This window comes from Haliscomenobacter sp. (genome assembly GCF_040403615.1).
Classification (GTDB): domain Bacteria; phylum Bacteroidota; class Bacteroidia; order Chitinophagales; family Saprospiraceae; genus Haliscomenobacter.
The window spans coordinates 47021-65479 of the sequence record NZ_JBBAKG010000020.1 but is presented as its reverse complement, the minus strand read 5'-3'; the positions used below and the strand labels follow the sequence as shown (position 1 = coordinate 65479).

Sequence of the window (18459 nt, the reverse complement as noted above, 5' to 3'; positions counted from 1 at the left end):
AATTTCGGTGTATTTTGGGTTGTAAAAAAAATCTACATTGAAACGTCTATTTTCGATTGGATGGTTTATTTGCCTCCTCTTGCTTTGCGCATGCCAGCCGCCGCCCGAGCGGGCTTTTTACCACTGGCAAACCCGTCTTGCTTTGAGCAGTTCCGAACAACAGCGGTTGCAATCTCTCGGAATTACTCGTCTTTACAGCAAATTTTTTGATGTTGACTGGGACGAAAGTAGTGGGCGGATTGTCCCTCTAGCCAGCATCAAAATCGATACAGTTGGATTAGCAAAATTGCAACTGGTACCTGTAGTATTCATCACCAACCGTACGTGGGATCATGTGGAAAGTGACGCACAACTGCAAAAACTAGTCCATCACATTTTTTACAAAATTGAGAACTTAGCAGTACCGCTGGTCAATGGCATTTCCGAGGTGCAAATCGATTGTGACTGGAACACAAATACCCGCAGGGTATATTTTAATTTCTTGAAAGCACTTGATCAACGTTTAGCAAAGATCCACATCCCCCTTTCTGCGACCATCCGCTTGCACCAGTGGAAATACCCCCAACGCACGGGCATACCACCAGTAGCGCGAGGCATGTTGATGTTGTACAATGTGGGAAATGTGGAAGACTGGAAAGAGAACAATTCGATATTTTCCAATCCTGCGGTCAGCGCATATGCCCCTTTTCCCAGGTATGCTTTGCCCCTGGATGTGGTGCTGCCTGCCTTTAGCTGGGGGGTGCTTTTTCGGGAAGGGGAAATGATCCGCTTGCTCAATGACCTGCGGGTAGAGACCCTGCGTGGCGATGCTCGTTTTAAGGAGATTGCACCACAGCGCTTTCGCGTGCAAAAAAGTACTTATCTTAACGGTCATTATTTGTATCAAGGTGATTTGTTGCGGGTGGAAACATGTGGCTACCCCGAGCTTAAGGCTGCAGCGCAATTTGCACGGAAGCATTTGCCTTCGGCGACACAGCGTTGGGTAGCAATTTACCATTTACACCCCAGCTTGATCAAAGCAATTAGTCATGCACAGATGGAAGATGTTTTCGCTGTATTTTAAATCATGGATGCCACATGTACTGCGGGCAAGTGCCTTTGGTCTTGGCCTGTTGGTATTGGTTTGGCCACTGAGCGTAGGTGGCGATTGTGGACCCAATTTGCACGAATTTAAGGGATACTCTTTTCTGCGCTCCAGCATCATCAAAGGCAGTGCGGCCGGAGCAGCTTATGTATTGGGTTTCGATGTGTTGTACGAACGTTTTGGCGTGCAAAAAGCCAACATGATCGAAGACAACATTGCAGAGTGGCACAGTCGCTATTGCGCCCGGGCAGAAAAAGCCGACATCTACGCGGTGGTATATGAATGGCCCAAAAGTGATCTGGAGGAAGTCATCAACGGCATTACCGTGAAAGGCTATGGCCTGAGTCCTTACCTTCGCCAAAATACCTTTGCCAATTACCTGTACCGCAATGGTTGTACCGAAACCCTCCGTTACTTGCAATACACCCGGGATGTTGAGCCGCACGTCAGCACCACCGATCCCTGGCAAGAAACCCCCAGCAACACCGCCATTGTCAACAGTTTGATCCTGCGTGGCCGCGATGAGTTTATGTTGAGTAATTCTCACTATATTCGGCTGCGTTATGCATTTCAGATCATCCGCATGGCGCATTATACCAAGCAATACAACCGCACAGTTGAGTTGTACGATTGGCTGAAACCCAAGATAGACAACGATCCCAGTTTGATCGAATATTGGATGCTCGGCCACCGTGCCGGCGCCCTGCAATCTTTGGGCCGCTACGCTGAAGCTGCATACAATTATGCTCAGGTGTTTCTGCGTTGCCCCAGCAAACGCGAGTCGGCCTTGCAAAGTTTCCGCATCCGCAGCGACGAAGAGTGGAAGCAGGCTTACATCCTTTGCAAAGACAATCAAGAGCGAGCTACCCTATTTGCCATGCGTGCCTACCTGGATCGCAGTCGTGCCCTGGAAGAAATGCGGGCCATTTATGTGCTTGATCCCAAAATTGAATACCTCGATGTATTGCTGGTACGCGAATTGCGTCGACTTGAAAAGCAATTATTGGGGCTGGAATTCAACAAAAATAGGGATCAAAACCGCCGTTACCATCAAATTCCTCAACCCAAAATCGGTGATTACCTGATCGAGCTGCAAGATTTTGTCCAAAAAATCAATGCAGAAAAAAAAGTGGGCACTCCGGAGTTGTGGGCCATCGCCGATGGCTATCTGGAAATGGTGGCGGGCGATTTTTATGCGGCACAAAAATCCTTTGAGCGGATCGAAAACCAAATCAAAGACGAGAGTTTGCAAGAGCAGTTGGAGATTTTTAAATTGGCTGCGCAAATAGGTTCCTATCAAAAGGTAGACGATGAAATGGAAGACGAGGTAGCCGAGCTCCTGCTCGACAATCCGCTGGTTTTGCGATTTCCAGCCAAATTTGCTCCATTCACCCACGACAAAATGGGTTGGCTCTACAAACGCTACAATATGCCCGGTAAAGCTTTTTTGGCCGAGCATCCTTTTAGAGATTTGCGCATCAATCCCCAGGAAACCGAGCTCGACGACCTATTGGCCATGCTGGAGCAAAAACGCCTCAATCGCATGGAGCGCAACCTGCTCAAGCAGGGCGACAGCTTGCTTACGCCCAATGATATCCACATGCTGAAGGCAACGGTCTTATTGGATCAATACCAATTGGTCGCTTCATTAGAGGAAATGAAAAAAATTGACCGCAATGCTTGGTTGGATTACGGTGCTTGGGCACCTTTTGTAGAGCGTTTTCGCGACTGCGTAAATTGCCCGATCCGCGATACGGTTACGTTTCTCAATCGTGGGGAAATCATTGAGCGCATGCTGGATTTGGAATACCGTGCCCTGGCCAATCGATTGGAAGGAGGCGGATTTTTTTACCAAATGGGGCTAGGTTATTACAACATGTCCTACTTTGGTTCGGCTTGGCCCGTGATGGACAATTTCCGGAGTGGATCCAGCCTCAAGCGGCGCAAAAATGCCAAAGATCCCAATTTGGTTCCCGACGAACGCTTTGCCCTGGGCAATCGAGAACATTTTGATTGTTCGCAAGCTTTGGGCTATTTCAATATGGCGCGGCAATTTACCAGCAGTAGAGAACTGGCTGCCCGAGCTACTTTTATGGCCGCCCGTTGCGAGCAAAACAATTTTTACTGGCGGGGTGGCACCCGCACCTACGAGTATTTTGGAATCATGAACCGCGATTATGCCGACACCCAGTTTTACCAACGCATCGTACAAGAATGTAAATACTTCAAGTTTTACGCAGCGAGATAACTGAATTTTATTATTCTTTAAACACGTTGTCTACCTTTTCAACGCGTAAAGTGACGGTACGAGGATTTCCAAAAGGCACTTGACTATCGGTTGCGGCTAGCAGAACCATTTGATCTCCCACCATTTGACAAAAATTGGTGTTGAGCGAAAACTTTGGTCGCCGAGTCGTGACCCTGGAATTGATGGTGCTGTGGATCAGTTCACCATTTTCACCAATGCGAATCAATTTATAAGGTGTAGCCAGTTGATCATTTACCTGGGTAAAAAGGCAGTATGTACTATCTCCTTTCACCAAAAAATCCTGGTCATAAATATGGCGCAAAAAACCATACTCCATCCTTGGTAAAATGCTCAGGTATTTAAGTTTTTTTTCAGCATCAAAGCGCATCAAAAGACTGGTATTGTAGTAATTGGCAGCAACAAAAACCTGACCATCCCGCTGGAGAACCAGCTTGTTGATGCTAAAATCATAAAATCCAAACGGAGCAAAATTTTCACCCAGCACGGAATCCTGTTTGGCTTGTCGCTCAGCACGGGCGTACATTTCCTTTGGTAGCATTTCAATATTTTGAGAAACTGCCTCCTCCCCGGATTTCAATTGCAGCAGAAAAAACCCACTTTCGGTCGCAAAGCGGGGAGCCTGCCAAATTCCAATACCCACCAGCTTTTCGTCGGGAGCAATGCCAAATTTAAGTCCAGAAAAAAATACCCCTTTGGCCAACACAGGTCGAATGATCCGGGCAGTATCCCGATCTGGCCGAAACTGGAAGGCCAAATGCTCAATCCGATTGGCTTTGATCACTGTTTCAGCACCAATTTTGCTGAGGTAGTTTTCGGCAAAAAGAAAGAATTCACCGTTGCTTCGCAAACCACAATCATTGATAAAAAAGCGATTGTTGTTGAATGGCAATTTGAATTGTCGCGACCATTCCTTTTCCATTTTCCGATTGTACACCTGTATATTAAGGCGTACGGAGTCACTGGAATACGCATAAATCCAACTGTAAAACCCGATTCGACTGCTATCAGGAGAAATGGCGTAGCCCAGGTAGGTAGAGGACAAAGCAGGGTACGGAGTCGCAACCGCATCGATAATCTGACTGTGTTCGTCTTTCAAAGTGTTAGGGTCGAACTGTTGCCAGATGAAATTGCTCCGTCCTGGCCCGGGATAATACAAGGAAGTAAGCAGGTTGAGTTTTCCATTCCAGGCAAAAATACTTTTCACCGTAGATTTGAGGGAGCCTTTTTGGAGATCAACCAATTTTTCAGGTATGGGCTGCGTTCCATTCAAAACCTGCATGTACAATTTTGCGGGTAAGTTGTCCTCATTCCAGTTTTGCTGGACGGTTAAAACATGGGTGGCGCTAAAAGGAATAAGGTTTCGGAAAATAAACGTATTGGTATCCAACCTTGATTGCGCAGTTAATCCGGCCAAAGTCAGAATGCAGTAGCAGAAGCAGACAAAAAACTTGTTCATAAGATCCAATTTATCAGGGTGAATTTAAGATTTGATTTGGAGTATTCCGATTTTAAGGAACACTTCTTTGTCTTTGGGAGCAACTCCAAGCCATATTTAAGCTTTAGCAGCCCTTCATTGCTAATAAATTTAGGTGTAGTTTTGTTTTATTCACAAAATATGCCTTGTTTTGCAAGATAAAAGCTGGAATCGGCGCGTTCCTATTCCAAAGCTTATTATGGCAAGAGCGCCATCATGGTTACGAAACTATTCATTTTTAAATTAAACAGAAAAACATGCGTCTAGTACTCAACTTACTAGTAGTTGTTCTTGCGCTAGGTTCTATGCAATCTTGTGTTTCCAAGAAAAAGTTTGACGAACTGCTTGCCAGCAAAGCAGCAGCAGACAAGGCTTTGGCTGAAACACAGACAAAAGTAGCCAACCTGGAGAAAGAAAACGCTGACCTGAAAACCCAATTGGAAGCTGAAAAAGCACGCTTGAATGGCGAAATCGCCAACTTGCGCAAAGATCTTGATGCTACAAAAGCTCAAATCAGCGCAGTTCAGCAGAAATTGGACATGAGTCAGGCTGAATTGACTAAAATCAAGAACGAAGTGAACGGAATCTTCTCTGCTTACAAGAGCAGCGGCTTGACTGCCGAAGAAAGAGATGGCCGTTTGTACTTGATTAGCAGTGCACCACTGGATTACAAGTCAGGTTCTTTTGGCTTGTCAAAAACTCAGCGTGATGCAGTTGCTCAATTGGCAACTACACTGAAAAGCAATCCAAAGTTGAAAATTTTGGTAGAAGGCAACACCGATACGGACAAAGTTCGTGGTGGTGGTGCTTACCAAGACAACTGGGAATTGTCTTCCAAGCGTTCATTGGCAATCTGCCGTGAGTTGATCAAAGCTGGCGTTAGCCCAGCTCAGGTTGCTACCGTTGGCCGTGGTGAAACCATGCCAAAAGCAGACAACAGCACAAAGGAAGGCAAAGCGGCAAACCGCAGATCAGAATTAGTTGCTGATCCTGAAATGGCGCCTCTGCTCAAAATCACTAAGCAGTAATCAGATTCATTTCTGATGGAAAAAAAGAAAGCCGGATGGATTGACTCCACCCGGCTTTCTTTTTTTTGCGCCCTTGCTTCAATTCAGTTGAAAAGGAGCCACCAATTGAAAAGCAGGAATATCGACCTGAAACAACTCTCCGGTGTGAATATTTTGCATTTCGTATGCACCCACCATTTTCCCCAGTCCAGTATGCAAGTTGCACCAGGACACATACTGGTGCGACTCGTGTGGCTCCAGTACAGGCTGGCGACCAATAATGCCCTCCCCTTCTACCTCCCGCACAATGCCATCTGAATCTGTAATGATCCAGTGGCGGCGCATGAGTTGAACCGTAAGATCACTCAGGTTTTCGATGGTGATCCGGTAGGCATGAATGAATTTTCCTTCAACCGGGTTGGAATAACTGGGTTGGTAGAAGGTTTCTACCGAGATTTTGATCCCGTTGGTGATGAGTTTTTCCATAACGTACCTCTTAAGGGGCGATAAACTTTCGCACCAGTCGGAGCGCTTCTGCCAAGGCTTCTTCCAGTACGTCGTTAACCAATACATGGTCAAATTTATTTTCAAAAGTAAGCTCTTCTTCCGCTTTAATCAACCGTTTGCGCAAGCTTTCTTCGGTTTCGGTATTTCGCTGCCGCAACCGTTCAAATAGTGCCTCTTTTGAAGGTGGTTTGATAAATATAGCCAATGATTGATCAGGATAAGCTTTTTTAAGGTTAACCGCACCTTTTACATCGATATCAAACACGATGTGTTTGCCTTCCAGCCAAATTCGTTCCATCTCACTGTGCAGAGTACCATAATACTGGTTTGGGTATACTTCCTGCCATTCTGCAAAAGCCTCCTCTGCAATCAAGCCTTGAAATGCCTCTACACCTATATAGTAGTAATCTACGCCTTCCTCTTCGTTTGGTCTGCGTGCCCGAGTCGTAGCAGAAATAGAAAAGGCCAATTCTGGCAACTGCTCCAGGAGATACCGTACGATAGTCGTTTTGCCAGCACCCGATGGTGCCGTCAATATGATGAGCTTACTCATGTTACAAACAATTGGCCACCTGCTCCTTGATCTTTTCCAGCTCATCCTTCATTACGACCACCAGGCGTTGAATTTCGGATGAATAAGCTTTTGCCCCCAGAGTGTTGATCTCGCGACCAATTTCCTGGCTGATAAAGCTGAGTTTACGGCCTTTTTGAGTACCCGGTTGGGTCAGTTCTTCAATGAAATATTTGCAATGTTGGGCGAGACGTACTTTTTCCTCAGTAATGTCCAATTTTTCGAGGTAGTGGATGATCTCCTGTTCAAAGCGGTTTTCATCAATTTTTTCCTTGCCCAAAGAATCCTCCAGGTTTTGGTGCAAACGTTGGCGCATGCGTACAACCCGTTCGCCTTCCAATGGGGTTACTTTTTCCAAATTGTCCTGAATCAGTACAATGCGGCTGTGTAACTCCTCTTGCAGCACTTTGCCTTCGGAAGCCCGAAACGATTCAAACTGCCCAATGGCTTCCATGATCGAAGAAAATACATTTTCCCATTCTTGCTCTTCAATCTGGTCAGAAGCAGAGGCAACCACGTTAGGCAATCGCAATACTGCCAGCATCAGATCTCCGGTTTCCACCTTCAACTCCTCTCCCAATTGACGGAGTTCGGTAATGTACCGCTTGAACAAAGGCACATTCAAAGCAAAACCGTCCTCTCCAGTAGAGGAAATAATCTCCAGCGTAAAATCGATTTTACCACGCTCTAATCGCTCAGTCAGCACTTTACGAATATCTGGTTCTTTCTCTTTGTAATGCTGGGGCGCTTTAAGCCGAAGGTCAGTGAATTTGCTGTTCAGAGATCGAATTTCGACAATAATATTTTTGTCGCGGTAGTTTCGGCTTACTCTACCATAACCAGTCATTGATAATAACATACAGTTGAAAGTATACGGTGTGTGTGATCGACAAAGATAACGAATTGAAAATTAAAGAAAACTAAAGAAATAAAAGCGTCATTAGTTTTTAAATAAGGAAGAAAATTACGAAATTTGCGACTCGCTTTCTGGATTAGCCAGAAACATTTATAACTTACTATAAACCAAGTATATACCGATGAGAAAAGCTGATTTAGTTGCAGCAATATCTGAGAAGACAGGTGTACCAAAAGTTGATGTACTGGTAACGTTGGAGACTTTCTTCAAAGAAGTTAAAGGTTCTTTGGCCGAAGGGGAGAACGTGTACATTCGCGGTTTCGGTAGTTTTGTGATCAAAAGACGCGCCAAAAAAATCGGTCGCCACATTAAGAAAAATGTAGCAATCGAGATCCCAGAACACTTTATTCCGTCTTTCAAGCCAGCAAAAGTGTTTGTTGAGCAAGTAAAGTCTAACGTTGATTCGCTGCCTAAAGACAGTGATAGTGACGATGACGACGAAGATTAGTAGGGTCTTTTTCCTTAAGTCAATTAACTCAACAAAGTTGCCATATTTGGCATAAATTTGTGTAGTTTAAGTGATTAAGGAAATCAAACGCATGATAACCCGCACTGATGACAAAGTTGCAATATGCTGTAATCAGCACTGCATTATTGCTGTTGCTGGTACTCCGTTTTGGTTGCGAAACCAAAGCGCCTAAAATGAAAGGTCTAGAAAAGTCTAGATCGCTGGTTGCTCAAAACACCGACATCAATGTGCTTTTGCCTGCCGCAAAAGACAGCCTCAAAGTCAATGATGCAGCTCTGGTTGAAGCATTGGAAGAGGAATTGGCGCGCCAAACTACCGATACGGCAAAAATCACCGTACTCAAACGTTTGGCAGGAGAGTGGTATGGGTTGGGCAATGCAGTCATTTCTGGCCATTATGCACAACAAATTGCAGAATTGCGCAAAGATGAAGAAAGCTGGGCTATCGCCGGCACCACTTATTCTTTGGCATTGCAAAGCGTTAGTGATCCTGTTGTTCGTGAATTCGCGGCATCGCATGCCACCAAAGCTTTTGAAAATGCCATCTCGATCAATCCTGACGAGTTGTCGCATAAAATCAATTTGGCACTGGTGTACACCGATAATCCGCCTCAAGACAACCCCATGAAAGGAGTCTTGATGCTCCGGGAATTGAACAACAGCAATCCGGACAATCCGGCAATTTTATTGCAATTGGGGCGCTTGGCCATCCGCACCAATCAGTTGGATCGTGCAGTTGAACGCCTGGAACGGGTTTTACAACTCGAACCTGGCTCAAGAGAAGCGGCTTGTTTGTTAGCAGACGCTTATACTGGCCTGGGAAACCAGGCTAAAGCAGATTCGTTTGCGCAAAAATGTGCTCAGTAGAGTCGAGATTTATCACGACTGTATGACCGCGCACAAAGAAATATATTTATTCACCTTTAAAAGGTTTTACTATGCCTTGCGGTAAAAAACGTAAAAGACATAAGATTGCCACGCACAAGCGCAAGAAAAGATTGCGCAAGAACCGTCATAAGAAGAAGAACAGATAGTGATGTGCGGTGGTATGTATTTTGTTAAAAACGGAGCATTTGCGCCATTCTTAAACTCAATACCTTCCGTGCATCAGCGGTCTACTTATTTTTATAAAGTGGCTCCGGGACTTGTAGAGAGGCATTCCTTGCGGCTAATTAGTTTTCAGCCATCGTGTTTGTCATCTGCCGGAAAATCCAGATTGTAGGCCTTGTTGCCCGCAATCTGGATTATGTGCTTATGGCCAACTCAAAAGTTGCATTTGGAGTCTGTACAATTCAAAATTTGAACAGGCTTTTAGTACGGCATCACCAATTTTATGTCCAGCTTGGACGGATCCGGTTAGAATAAGAGCAGTTGTGAGCTTTTTAATGTTGATGTATTACTTTCGTCTCTTTGTCCAGCCCCAACAAAACAGAAAAAGATTCCTCTTATTTTGATTTCCACTCAAGCGTATGACCATAGGTACTTGCCTTATTATTTCATTCTTTTTTGTTCGCACCGCACGCTCTACACAATCCGGGCAGCCTTAAATTTGGCAGCCTGTGGAAAAAGATCTTATTATTAATTCTACTCCAACAGAAGTCGAAATTGCACTTTTGGAAGATGGTAAGCTGGTAGAAATCCATTACCAAAAAACCAACAACAATTTTACAGTTGGTGACATCTTTCTAGGCAAAGTCCGTCGGTTGATGCCGGGACTCAATGCGGCTTTTGTAGACATTGGGCATAAAAAAGATGCCTTTTTACATTACACTGATCTGGGGCCTAAGCTCCGGTCTTTGTTGAAGTTTACCCAGCAGGTATCCTCTGGGCAGTCCAATACTTTCAGTTTGGACAATTTCAATATTGAACCGGAGATCAACAAAAATGGCAAGATCGACCAGGTGATCAACAAGCGCCAAAACGTTTTGGTACAGGTACTCAAAGAGCCCATCTCTACCAAAGGACCTCGCCTGAGTTGCGAAATCACCATCCCAGGGCGTTACCTTGTACTCACTCCATTTACAGATGTGGTGGCCGTTTCCAAAAAAATTGCCAACAACGAAGAGCGCAAGCGTCTGAAAGTACTGATCGAGAGTATCAAGCCTAAAAACTTTGGGGTGATTGTACGTACTGCTGCAGAAGGCAAAAAGGTAGCTGACCTCCACGAGGAACTATCTTATATGCTGGAAAAGTGGGAGGAGATGTACAAATCGATGTTCAAAACCGATGGACCAGCCAAATTGTTGAGTGAATTGGACAAAACCTCCAGTATCCTTCGCGATTTGCTGAGCGATTCCTTTACCCGCATCATAGCCAACGACAAAGAACTTTACCTCAACATCAAGAGTTATCTGGGTTCTATCGCACCTGATCAGGTCAACATTGTGAGTCATTACAAAGGTGTAAAGCCGATTTTTGAGACCCACGGCGTTACCCGGCAGATCCAGGCTTCTTTTGGCAAAACAGCAACCATGTCCAGTGGGGCATACCTGGTGATCGAATCAACCGAAGCCATGCACGTCGTCGATGTGAACAGTGGCCACAAAATGTCCAGCACCAACGCCGAAGAGGCGGTAATGAAGGTCAACATGGAAGCGGTTGAAGAAATTGCCCGCCAATTGCGCTTGCGCGACATCGGCGGCATCATCATCGTCGACTTCATCGACATGCGCAACCTCGAATACCGCAAAGATCTGGTGAAGGAGATGAAGCAGGCCATGAAAAAAGACCGGGCACAACACACCATTTTGCCCTTGAGTAAATTTGGCCTGATGCAAATTACCCGCCAACGGGTAAGACCAGAAGTAAAAATTGACACAACCGAAGTATGCCCAACCTGTAATGGCACGGGCAAAACCAATGCTTCGATTTTGATGGTGACTGATATTGAGCGCGATTTGGCTTATATTCAGTCCACGCATCCAAAATCACGCATCAAATTGGTGGTACACCCTTATTTGCAGGCTTACCTGACCAAAGGTTGGTTCAGCAGCTTTCACTGGAAATGGTACAAGCAATACTTCCGTAGAATTGACATCAAAGCGGATTCTGCTTACCACCTCGGCAAGTACCGTTTCTTTGACGACAACGACGACGAAATCAGGCTCAACGCGATGTAATCACAACTTATTTTTTCTGGACGAGCACCGCTGTGCTCGTCCAGATTTCTTCTCCTTTTCCTTTCGCCATGGGGCAGCCGCAGCCCGTTCGGCAACTGCTGAGCAAGCCAAACAAGCTTATCAAGATCAACAGTTTAAATTTTAATTTTTCCATTTTAATGCGCTTCTAGCCAGTTTTGTCCGGTTCCCAATCCTACTTCAATCGGCACTTTCAGTTTCGGCAATGCCGTGCGCATTTTTTCCGTAATGATTGGTTTCACAATTTCCAATTCCTCGTTGGGTACATCAAAGACCAATTCGTCGTGCACCTGCAAAATCATTTTGGTTTTTAGCCCTTGCTCCAAGAGCGTTTGATGTATGTTGACCATCGCTACTTTGATCATGTCGGCGGCAGAACCTTGCACGGGAGTATTCACCGCAACCCTTTCGGCGTTACTGCGTTCGAGTGAGCTTTTGGAATTGATTTCGCGGATGTACCGGCGGCGGCCCATCAGGGTAGTGACGTATCCATTCTTACGGGCTTCTTCCACTACCTCAACCATGTATCCTTTCAAGCCGCTGTACAAAGCAAAATAAGCGTCGATCAAATCTTTGGCTTCGGTGCGTTTGATGCTCAGCTGTCGCGAGAGGTTGGTAGCTCCTGCTCCGTACAGAATACTGAAGTTGACGGTTTTGGCCTGGTAACGCTGCTCCCGGGTAACCTGGTCAAACGGAACATTGAACACCTTGGCGGCAGTAGCGGTATGAATGTCGAGGCCATTTTGAAAAGCTTCCAACATGGCTATGTCTCCGCTGATGTCGGCAATAAGGCGCAATTCGATTTGAGAGTAATCTGCGGAAAGCAAGGTGTGCTGATCGTCGCGAGGAACGAAAGCCCGGCGAACTTTTGCTCCCTCGGGTGTACGCACCGGAATATTTTGCAAGTTGGGGTTGTTCGAACTCAAGCGGCCCGTAGCCGCCAAAGCCTGATTGAACGAGGAGTGAATGCGCCCGGTACGTGGATTGACCAATTTAGGAAGGGCATCTACGTATGTTGATTTGAGTTTGCTCAAGCCCCGAAAATTCAAAATGGTTTGGATAATCGGAAACTCCGGTGCAAGCTCAATCAACTTGTCTTCGTCGGTGGAATACTGCCCGGTTTTGGTTTTTGCCCCTTTGTACGGGATTTTCAATCGTTCAAAAAGCAGATCGCCGACCTGTTTTGGCGAACCGATGTTGAATTTTACTCCAGCCTGTTCATAAATGGATTGCTCCAGGGTTTGAATCTGAGTTTCCAATTCTTTGGAGTAAACATCAAGATATGCGCTGTCGATGCGGATGCCCTCGTATTCCAGATCAGCCAGCACCTTTACCAGGGGGCATTCGATGGTATCAAAAAGTTCTTGCACGCCTCCTTCTTCCAGTTTGGGTGCAAACAGGTTTTTGAGTTGTAAAGTAACATCGGCGTCCTCGGCAGCGTAATCGGTTACTTTTTCAAGCGCTACCTGGCGCATGTTGAGCTGATCCTTGCCTTTTTTGCCGATCAACATTTCGATGGAAATGGGCGAATAGCTCAGGTAGGATTCGGCAAGGTAATCCATGCCGTGGCGTTTTTCGGGTTCCAGCAGGTAATGCGCCAGCATGGTATCGAAATAAGCCCCGCGAATTTCTACTCCGTACCATTTAAACACGATGGCATCGTACTTGAGGTTTTGGGCAATTTTGAGGATGTTGTCATTTTCTAAAACCCCTCTGAATATTTCCACGATGGCTTGGGCATTTTCCTTGCCTTCGGGTACTGGCACATAATAGGCTACGCCCGGTTGGTAGGCAAAAGACATGCCCACCAATTCGGCCTGGGTTGGCTCCAAGTGGGTGGTTTCGGTGTCGAAACAAAATTCACTTTGTTGCCCAAGTTCGAGCACCAGCTTTTGCATGGCTTCTGGCGTGTTGACCAGGTGGTATTCGTGCGGGGTATTGTCGATGGTTTTTTCAGCCACCGCGTGGGCCGGCAAGTTGGCTCCTTTTTGAGGAGCAGGCCCAGGTTCGGTATCCCCAAACAAAGACCCTTGCTGACCAGGGCCAGGAGCACTGGCGCGATCGCCCTCTCCCAGGATTTGAGTGGCCAGGCTGCGGAATTCCAGTTCTTTAAAAATTTCCGACAGTTCTTCGCGGTTGATGGGATCAATGGTGTATCGATCCGCATTGAACTGAATCGGGACATTGACATCGATGATGGCCAGTGTTTTAGACAGCATGGCCTGCTCGGCATATTGCTCTACGCGTTCTTTTTCTTTGCCTTTGAGTTGGTGGACGTTTTCGATGACCCCTTCAATGGTATCAAAACGATCCAGCAATTTGGCCGCAGTTTTTTCACCAAAACCGGGAATGCCCGGTATGTTGTCCACTGCGTCGCCCATGAGCCCGAGCAAATCGATCACTTGATCCACCCGATTGATGCCCCAGTTGTCGCACACTTCCTTGACCCCCATGATTTCGATGCCATTGCCCTGGCGCGAGGGTTTGTACATGAAAATGTTTTCGGAAACCAGTTGCCCGTAGTCTTTGTCGGGCGTCACCATGTATACGGTGTAACCTTCGGTTTCGGCCTGTTTGGCCAGGGTGCCAATCACGTCGTCGGCCTCATATCCCTGCACCATTACGATGGGGATGTGGAGGGCTTCGATGATTTTTTTGATCCAGGGTATGGCAATGCCAATGTCGGCGGGTTGTTCTTCGCGATTGGCTTTGTAAGGCTCATACATCTCGTGCCGAAACGTTGGTCCATGCGGGTCAAAGGCTACGGCAATATGGGTCGGTTTTTCATTGCGCATCAAATCCCACAACTGACGGGTAAAACCATTGATGGCAGAGGTATTTACTCCTTTGGAGTTGATGAGGGGGCGGGTGATGAAGGCGAAATGCGCTCGATAAACGAGGGCGTGTCCGTCCAGCAGGAAAAGTTTCTTATCTGACATGGCGACTTTTTGTTTCCGAGTGGAAGATACGGGGTTTTGCGGAAAGAGGAAAAATAAACTGTTTATTTCAAATAAATGGATTTAAATTTTTATAGTTTATAAATTCAACGAGATAGATTATCCGAGCTTCTCCTTATTCCGTATCTTTCCAGCCAAATTCTGCACACCGTCATGCACAAAATTTTCGGCATCCGTCACCACGGCCCCGGCTCCGCCCAACGTTTGCTCCGCGCATTGGAGCAGTGGCAGCCTGATGTCGTGCTGATCGAGTTGCCCGAAGATTGTGAATCAGCATTGAAGTGGATCAGCCACGAAGACTTGCAGCCGCCAGCGGCCTTGCTCCTGTACAATCCCCAACAATTGCAGCAGGCCAGTTTTTTACCCTTCGCTGTTTTTTCTCCCGAATGGCAAGCCTTGCATTATGCCCAAAATCAGGGCATTCCTGTCCGGGCGATGGATTTGCCGATGGCGCACACTTTTGCCTTGCGCGATTCGGCCAGTGCGTTACCCCAATTGCAACTGAGCGAATCCCCCGATCCAGAGATGGGACAAATGCTCCGCGATCCCATGCACCACTTGGCCACCCTGGCAGGATACGACGACAGCGAGCGTTGGTGGGAACACACCTTTGAAACCTACAGCGACGACAATGCCGTATTCGAGGCCATTCTGGAAATGATGACCGCCCTGCGCCAAGAAGGCCTGCGCCTGGAAAGTACCGAAACCCTCCTGCGCGAGGCGTTCATGCGCAAAACCATGCGGCTGGCACAAAAAGAAGGTTTTCAACGCATTGCTGTTGTTTGTGGCGCCTGGCACTCTCCTGCCTTGCATGACCTAAGTCTGTATCCCCCAAAAAACGACAATGCACTTTTGCGGGGTTTGAAAAAAGTAAAAACCCGCTGCACCTGGATTCCCTGGAGCTATCAGCGCTTGGCCTTCCAATCTGGCTATGCGGCTGGTGTACTTTCGCCCTCCTGGTACGAATTATTATTTCAGCATCCTGAGCAACATGGGATGCGTTGGTTGATCCGGGTTGCCCAATTGTTGCGCGAAAAACACCTGGATGCTTCTGCCGCACATGTGCAGGAGGCTGTGCGTTTGGCCGATGCCCTGGCTGCCCTACGCCACCGCGCGACCACTGGCATTGGCGAATTGGAAGAAGCTGCACTGGCGGTTTTCGGCGCAGGTGATCCCGCTCCGTTGAAACTCATCCATCAGGAGTTGGTAGTAGGCAATGTGCAAGGCAATGTTCCAGCAGGGGTCAGTGGCATTCCTTTGCAAGAAGATTTTGAAGCTTGCGTCAAGAGTGCAAGTTTGAGCAAAGAATACAAAGGCTTGCACAAAAAGGACGAGCCTAAAAAACTGGACATGCGTACGCCCGGAAATTTGCGGGCGAGTCATTTGCTCCACCGCTTGCTCATTCTTGGCGTACCCTGGGCCAGCCCGCTGGCGGTAAGCGGAAAAGTCAAAGGCGGATTTCATGAATTGTGGCAATTCAACGATTGGACACCGGAGTTCATTATCCGCTTGATCGAAATGGGCATGTGGGGCAATACCGTTGAAGAAGCAGCTTTGCGCTACATCTTGCATCTGGTACAAAGTGAAGACAGTCTCTCCTTACTCCTGAGCAGATTTGGAGAAGTGCTCAAAGCGGATTTGCCCGCGGCCATTGGGCCTATGACCAAACGATTGCAAGAACTCGGTGCGCAAACCCGTGATGTATTGGGACTATTGGAAGCCCTGCCGCCGTTGGCAAATATTTTACGCTACGGTAACACCCGCCAAACCGATGCCCTGGCCGTACGGGAATTATTGGATCAACTCCTACCCAGAGTGTGCATCGGATTGCCCGCCGCTTGTCGGCAGTTGGATGAAGAACCTGCCCGCCAGTTTTTCAGTTTACTCCTGGAAGGCAATCGCGCCGTAGCCCTCTTGAACGAGAAGGAAGCTACCGAATTGTGGAATGATGCATTGACCCAGGTGATGCGTTCGGTGGGCACCCATCCGCTTTTGGCCGGAATATGTACCCGCATTTTGTTGGATAAAAAACAACTTGAACCGGAAGAAGCGGGCACTGAATTATCTGCGGCACTCTCCAGAGCCGCCGGAGCAACCGAAGCCGCCGAGTGGCTGGAAGGTTTTTTGCATGGCAGCGGTCAACTGCTGATTCACACCCCAGCCTTGTGGCAAATGCTGAATGACTGGCTGGGTACCTTGCCCTACGAAGTTTTTCGCGAAGCACTCCCCGTGCTGCGGAGAACCTTTTCCAAATTTACCCCTCCTGAACGCCAGGAATTGCTGGTTTTCGCCAAAGGCGAAGGCACCGTAAAAAAGGCAAGTTTAAATGGATTTGATCCAGAACGCGCCAAAATGGTTACCCCCATTGTACGGCAATTGTTGCACGGAATACCTCAAAATTAATTAAAGTCAATTTAACCTGGGTTTAATCCTCAATTCACCTTGCGCCTGTTTCTTTGTGGTCATCAAAGGGTTAATTATTGTTGTATTCTTCTCTTATTTCGCATAAAGATTTATTCTTTCCTGCAATCTAAAGTCGCTTTCGATACCGGCTGTAAGACACTCAAGCTTACGGCCGGTTCTTTTGTTTTGCACTTTTCGCCAACCTTTTTGGGGAGTCCTGCGTCTAAACTTAATAAACCTGATGATTATGAAACGCAACCTTTTTTTCTTACTGCTCTGCTTTGGCCTTTCCTCCTGTCTTTTTCAATGTGACGGTGGCGACAGCCCAAGCCCAAATACCAGCACCTTAAGCTGTGACCAAAATCCCAATGTGTGCAAGTTGGGAGAAGCCACCAATCAGTTTGGTTTTGACATGTTCAAAAAACTCAACGCACAGAAGCCTGAGGATAATTTGTTCATTTCTCCTCTCAGCATCAGCTCTGCCCTGGGCATGACCCTCAATGGTGCCAACGGCCAAACCAAAGAGGAAATGCTCAAAGTACTGACGGCAGGAAAAATCAACTTGGATGAACTCAACCAATCGTATCAAACTTTGCTAAAAGAACTTCCGAACCTGGATCCAAAAGTTAAACTCACCTTGGCCAACTCCATTTGGTACCGCCAGGGCTTTACGGTAAATCCAAACTTCCTTTCCACCAACACCACTTATTTCAACAGCGAAGTTAAGCCACTTGATTTTGGCAAATCCGATGCCAAAGACATCATCAATGCCTGGGTGAGTGACAAAACCAATAAACTCATCCCCACGATTGTTGACCAAATCAACGATAATTCGGTTATGTTTTTGATCAACGCCATTTATTTTAAAGGAACCTGGCGCAACCAGTTCGACCCCAAGAAAACGTACAATGATGAGTTTACCACCGGAAAAAATCAGCGCGTACCTGTAAAAATGATGTCATATAGCAACTCTTTGGCAAAATTATCTTATTTTAGCAACGAAAAATTACAAGCAGTTAAGCTTCCGTATGCAGATTCCATCTATTCGATGACGGTGATTTTGCCAAAAGAAGGTTATACTGTAAAAGATGTGCTGCCCGAGCTTACATTGACAAATTGGAACAATTGGAATAAAGCCTACACTACACAAGAAGTCTTTTTTGCACTACCAAGATTCACGCTACGATACGAAGCCAGCCTAAATTCAAGTTTGGAGTCACTAGGAATGCCCACCGCATTCATCCCTAAAAAAGCTGATTTTTCGGGCATAGCCAGCAACCAGGAATTGTCCATTTCTAATGTCAAACACAAGGCATTCATAGAAGTGGATGAGGTGGGCACAAAAGCAGCTGCAGCTACATCCGTTGAAATCATTGTAACCTCAGTTCCGAATAATCCCTACTTTCTGGTGAATCGCCCATTCATTTTTATCATCAGTGAACGCCTGACCAATCAGGCAATTTTCATGGGCAAAATGATGAATCCCGGCCAACAATAAACACATCTCTTGAATATACCGCTCAATCTGTGATAGAGCATTTATTTTCGACAACTAGTAAACCGTAATAATTTTGGGCGGCTCACTTTCTGAGCCGCCTTTTTTTGTATTGTCCCAGTTTTTTCTCCTTCTTGAACGACTTATTTAAGTCTAGTTCTTTAGCCAGAA

13 protein-coding genes are annotated in these 18459 nt (G+C 46.5%); 8 read left to right on the top strand and 5 right to left on the bottom strand.

The window, feature by feature from the left end; genetic code table 11:
- Window positions 1-37 precede the first annotated feature (37 nt).
- Together ABW391_RS08785 and ABW391_RS08780 are read left to right on the top strand one after the other, a co-directional pair.
- Window positions 38-1063 (top strand): hypothetical protein, encoded by a 1026-nt coding sequence (locus tag ABW391_RS08785; protein WP_353481478.1) that lies wholly within the window; start codon window positions 38-40, stop codon window positions 1061-1063.
- A complete protein-coding gene (locus ABW391_RS08780; protein WP_353481477.1) occupies window positions 1029-3332 on the top strand; it encodes a hypothetical protein in 2304 nt (767 codons plus the stop codon). Before ABW391_RS08785 ends, ABW391_RS08780 begins: the two co-directional genes overlap by 35 nt.
- A gap of 10 nt (window positions 3333-3342) precedes the next feature.
- On the opposite strand, the gene ABW391_RS08775 is transcribed toward ABW391_RS08780, so the two are convergent.
- Window positions 3343-4809, bottom strand: coding sequence for a hypothetical protein (locus ABW391_RS08775; protein ID WP_353481476.1), 1467 nt, complete (start codon window positions 4807-4809; stop codon window positions 3343-3345).
- Window positions 4810-5084: 275 nt separating this feature from the next.
- Here ABW391_RS08775 and ABW391_RS08770 point away from each other — a divergent pair, with 275 nt between their 5' ends.
- A complete protein-coding gene (locus ABW391_RS08770; protein ID WP_353481475.1) occupies window positions 5085-5855 on the top strand; it encodes an OmpA family protein in 771 nt (256 codons plus the stop codon).
- 78 nt (window positions 5856-5933) lie between these two features.
- Here ABW391_RS08770 and apaG read toward each other — a convergent pair whose 3' ends face one another.
- Genes apaG through ABW391_RS08755 form a run of 3 tightly spaced genes read right to left on the bottom strand, consistent with a single transcriptional unit; the run spans window position 5934 to window position 7771 of the window.
- Complete coding sequence (gene apaG / locus ABW391_RS08765) at window positions 5934-6320, bottom strand: Co2+/Mg2+ efflux facilitator ApaG/CorD (protein WP_353481474.1); 387 nt, start codon at window positions 6318-6320, stop codon at window positions 5934-5936.
- Between the two features lie 10 nt (window positions 6321-6330).
- Complete coding sequence (gene gmk, locus ABW391_RS08760) at window positions 6331-6894, bottom strand: guanylate kinase (protein ID WP_353481473.1); 564 nt, start codon at window positions 6892-6894, stop codon at window positions 6331-6333.
- Window position 6895: 1 nt separating this feature from the next.
- Window positions 6896-7771: a YicC/YloC family endoribonuclease gene (locus ABW391_RS08755; protein ID WP_353481472.1), complete on the bottom strand. Its 876-nt coding sequence runs from the start codon at window positions 7769-7771 to the stop codon at window positions 6896-6898.
- A 178-nt stretch (window positions 7772-7949) separates the two neighbouring features.
- Between ABW391_RS08755 and ABW391_RS08750 the strand changes: the two genes are divergently transcribed.
- The 3 genes from ABW391_RS08750 (at window position 7950) to ABW391_RS08740 (ending at window position 11415) form a co-directional block, all read left to right on the top strand.
- Window positions 7950-8276 carry an HU family DNA-binding protein gene (locus tag ABW391_RS08750; protein WP_353481471.1) on the top strand — a complete coding sequence of 109 codons (327 nt, stop codon included), beginning with the start codon at window positions 7950-7952 and terminating at the stop codon, window positions 8274-8276.
- Between the two features lie 107 nt (window positions 8277-8383).
- Complete coding sequence (locus ABW391_RS08745; protein ID WP_353481470.1) at window positions 8384-9163, top strand: tetratricopeptide repeat protein; 780 nt, start codon at window positions 8384-8386, stop codon at window positions 9161-9163.
- Between the two features lie 692 nt (window positions 9164-9855).
- Window positions 9856-11415, top strand: a complete 1560-nt coding sequence (locus ABW391_RS08740; protein ID WP_353481469.1) for an Rne/Rng family ribonuclease — start codon at window positions 9856-9858, stop codon at window positions 11413-11415.
- A gap of 155 nt (window positions 11416-11570) precedes the next feature.
- Here ABW391_RS08740 and polA read toward each other — a convergent pair whose 3' ends face one another.
- Window positions 11571-14372, bottom strand: a complete 2802-nt coding sequence (polA, locus tag ABW391_RS08735; protein WP_353481468.1) for a DNA polymerase I — start codon at window positions 14370-14372, stop codon at window positions 11571-11573.
- A 171-nt stretch (window positions 14373-14543) separates the two neighbouring features.
- Between polA and ABW391_RS08730 the strand changes: the two genes are divergently transcribed.
- Both ABW391_RS08730 and ABW391_RS08725 read left to right on the top strand, forming a co-directional pair.
- Complete coding sequence (locus ABW391_RS08730; RefSeq protein ID WP_353481467.1) at window positions 14544-16793, top strand: DUF5682 family protein; 2250 nt, start codon at window positions 14544-14546, stop codon at window positions 16791-16793.
- A gap of 247 nt (window positions 16794-17040) precedes the next feature.
- The gene (locus ABW391_RS08725; protein WP_353481466.1) at window positions 17041-18291 is read left to right on the top strand and encodes a serpin family protein; all 1251 of its coding nucleotides are present in this window, start codon (window positions 17041-17043) and stop codon (window positions 18289-18291) included.
- The last annotated feature ends 168 nt before the right edge of the window (window positions 18292-18459 follow it).

What these genes read in the sequence shown, in the direction of transcription:
- ABW391_RS08780 (WP_353481477.1), top strand. Translation starts at nt 1,029, where the DNA reads ATGCACAGATGGAAGATGTTTTCGCTGTATTTTAAATCATGGATGCCA.
- ABW391_RS08775 (WP_353481476.1), bottom strand. Translation starts at nt 4,809, where the DNA reads ATGAACAAGTTTTTTGTCTGCTTCTGCTACTGCATTCTGACTTTGGCC.
- ABW391_RS08770 (WP_353481475.1), top strand. Translation starts at nt 5,085, where the DNA reads ATGCGTCTAGTACTCAACTTACTAGTAGTTGTTCTTGCGCTAGGTTCT.
- apaG (WP_353481474.1), bottom strand. Translation starts at nt 6,320, where the DNA reads ATGGAAAAACTCATCACCAACGGGATCAAAATCTCGGTAGAAACCTTC.
- gmk (WP_353481473.1), bottom strand. Translation starts at nt 6,894, where the DNA reads ATGAGTAAGCTCATCATATTGACGGCACCATCGGGTGCTGGCAAAACG.
- ABW391_RS08755 (WP_353481472.1), bottom strand. Translation starts at nt 7,771, where the DNA reads ATGTTATTATCAATGACTGGTTATGGTAGAGTAAGCCGAAACTACCGC.
- ABW391_RS08750 (WP_353481471.1), top strand. Translation starts at nt 7,950, where the DNA reads ATGAGAAAAGCTGATTTAGTTGCAGCAATATCTGAGAAGACAGGTGTA.
- ABW391_RS08745 (WP_353481470.1), top strand. Translation starts at nt 8,384, where the DNA reads ATGACAAAGTTGCAATATGCTGTAATCAGCACTGCATTATTGCTGTTG.
- polA (WP_353481468.1), bottom strand. Translation starts at nt 14,372, where the DNA reads ATGTCAGATAAGAAACTTTTCCTGCTGGACGGACACGCCCTCGTTTAT.
- ABW391_RS08730 (WP_353481467.1), top strand. Translation starts at nt 14,544, where the DNA reads ATGCACAAAATTTTCGGCATCCGTCACCACGGCCCCGGCTCCGCCCAA.
- ABW391_RS08725 (WP_353481466.1), top strand. Translation starts at nt 17,041, where the DNA reads ATGAAACGCAACCTTTTTTTCTTACTGCTCTGCTTTGGCCTTTCCTCC.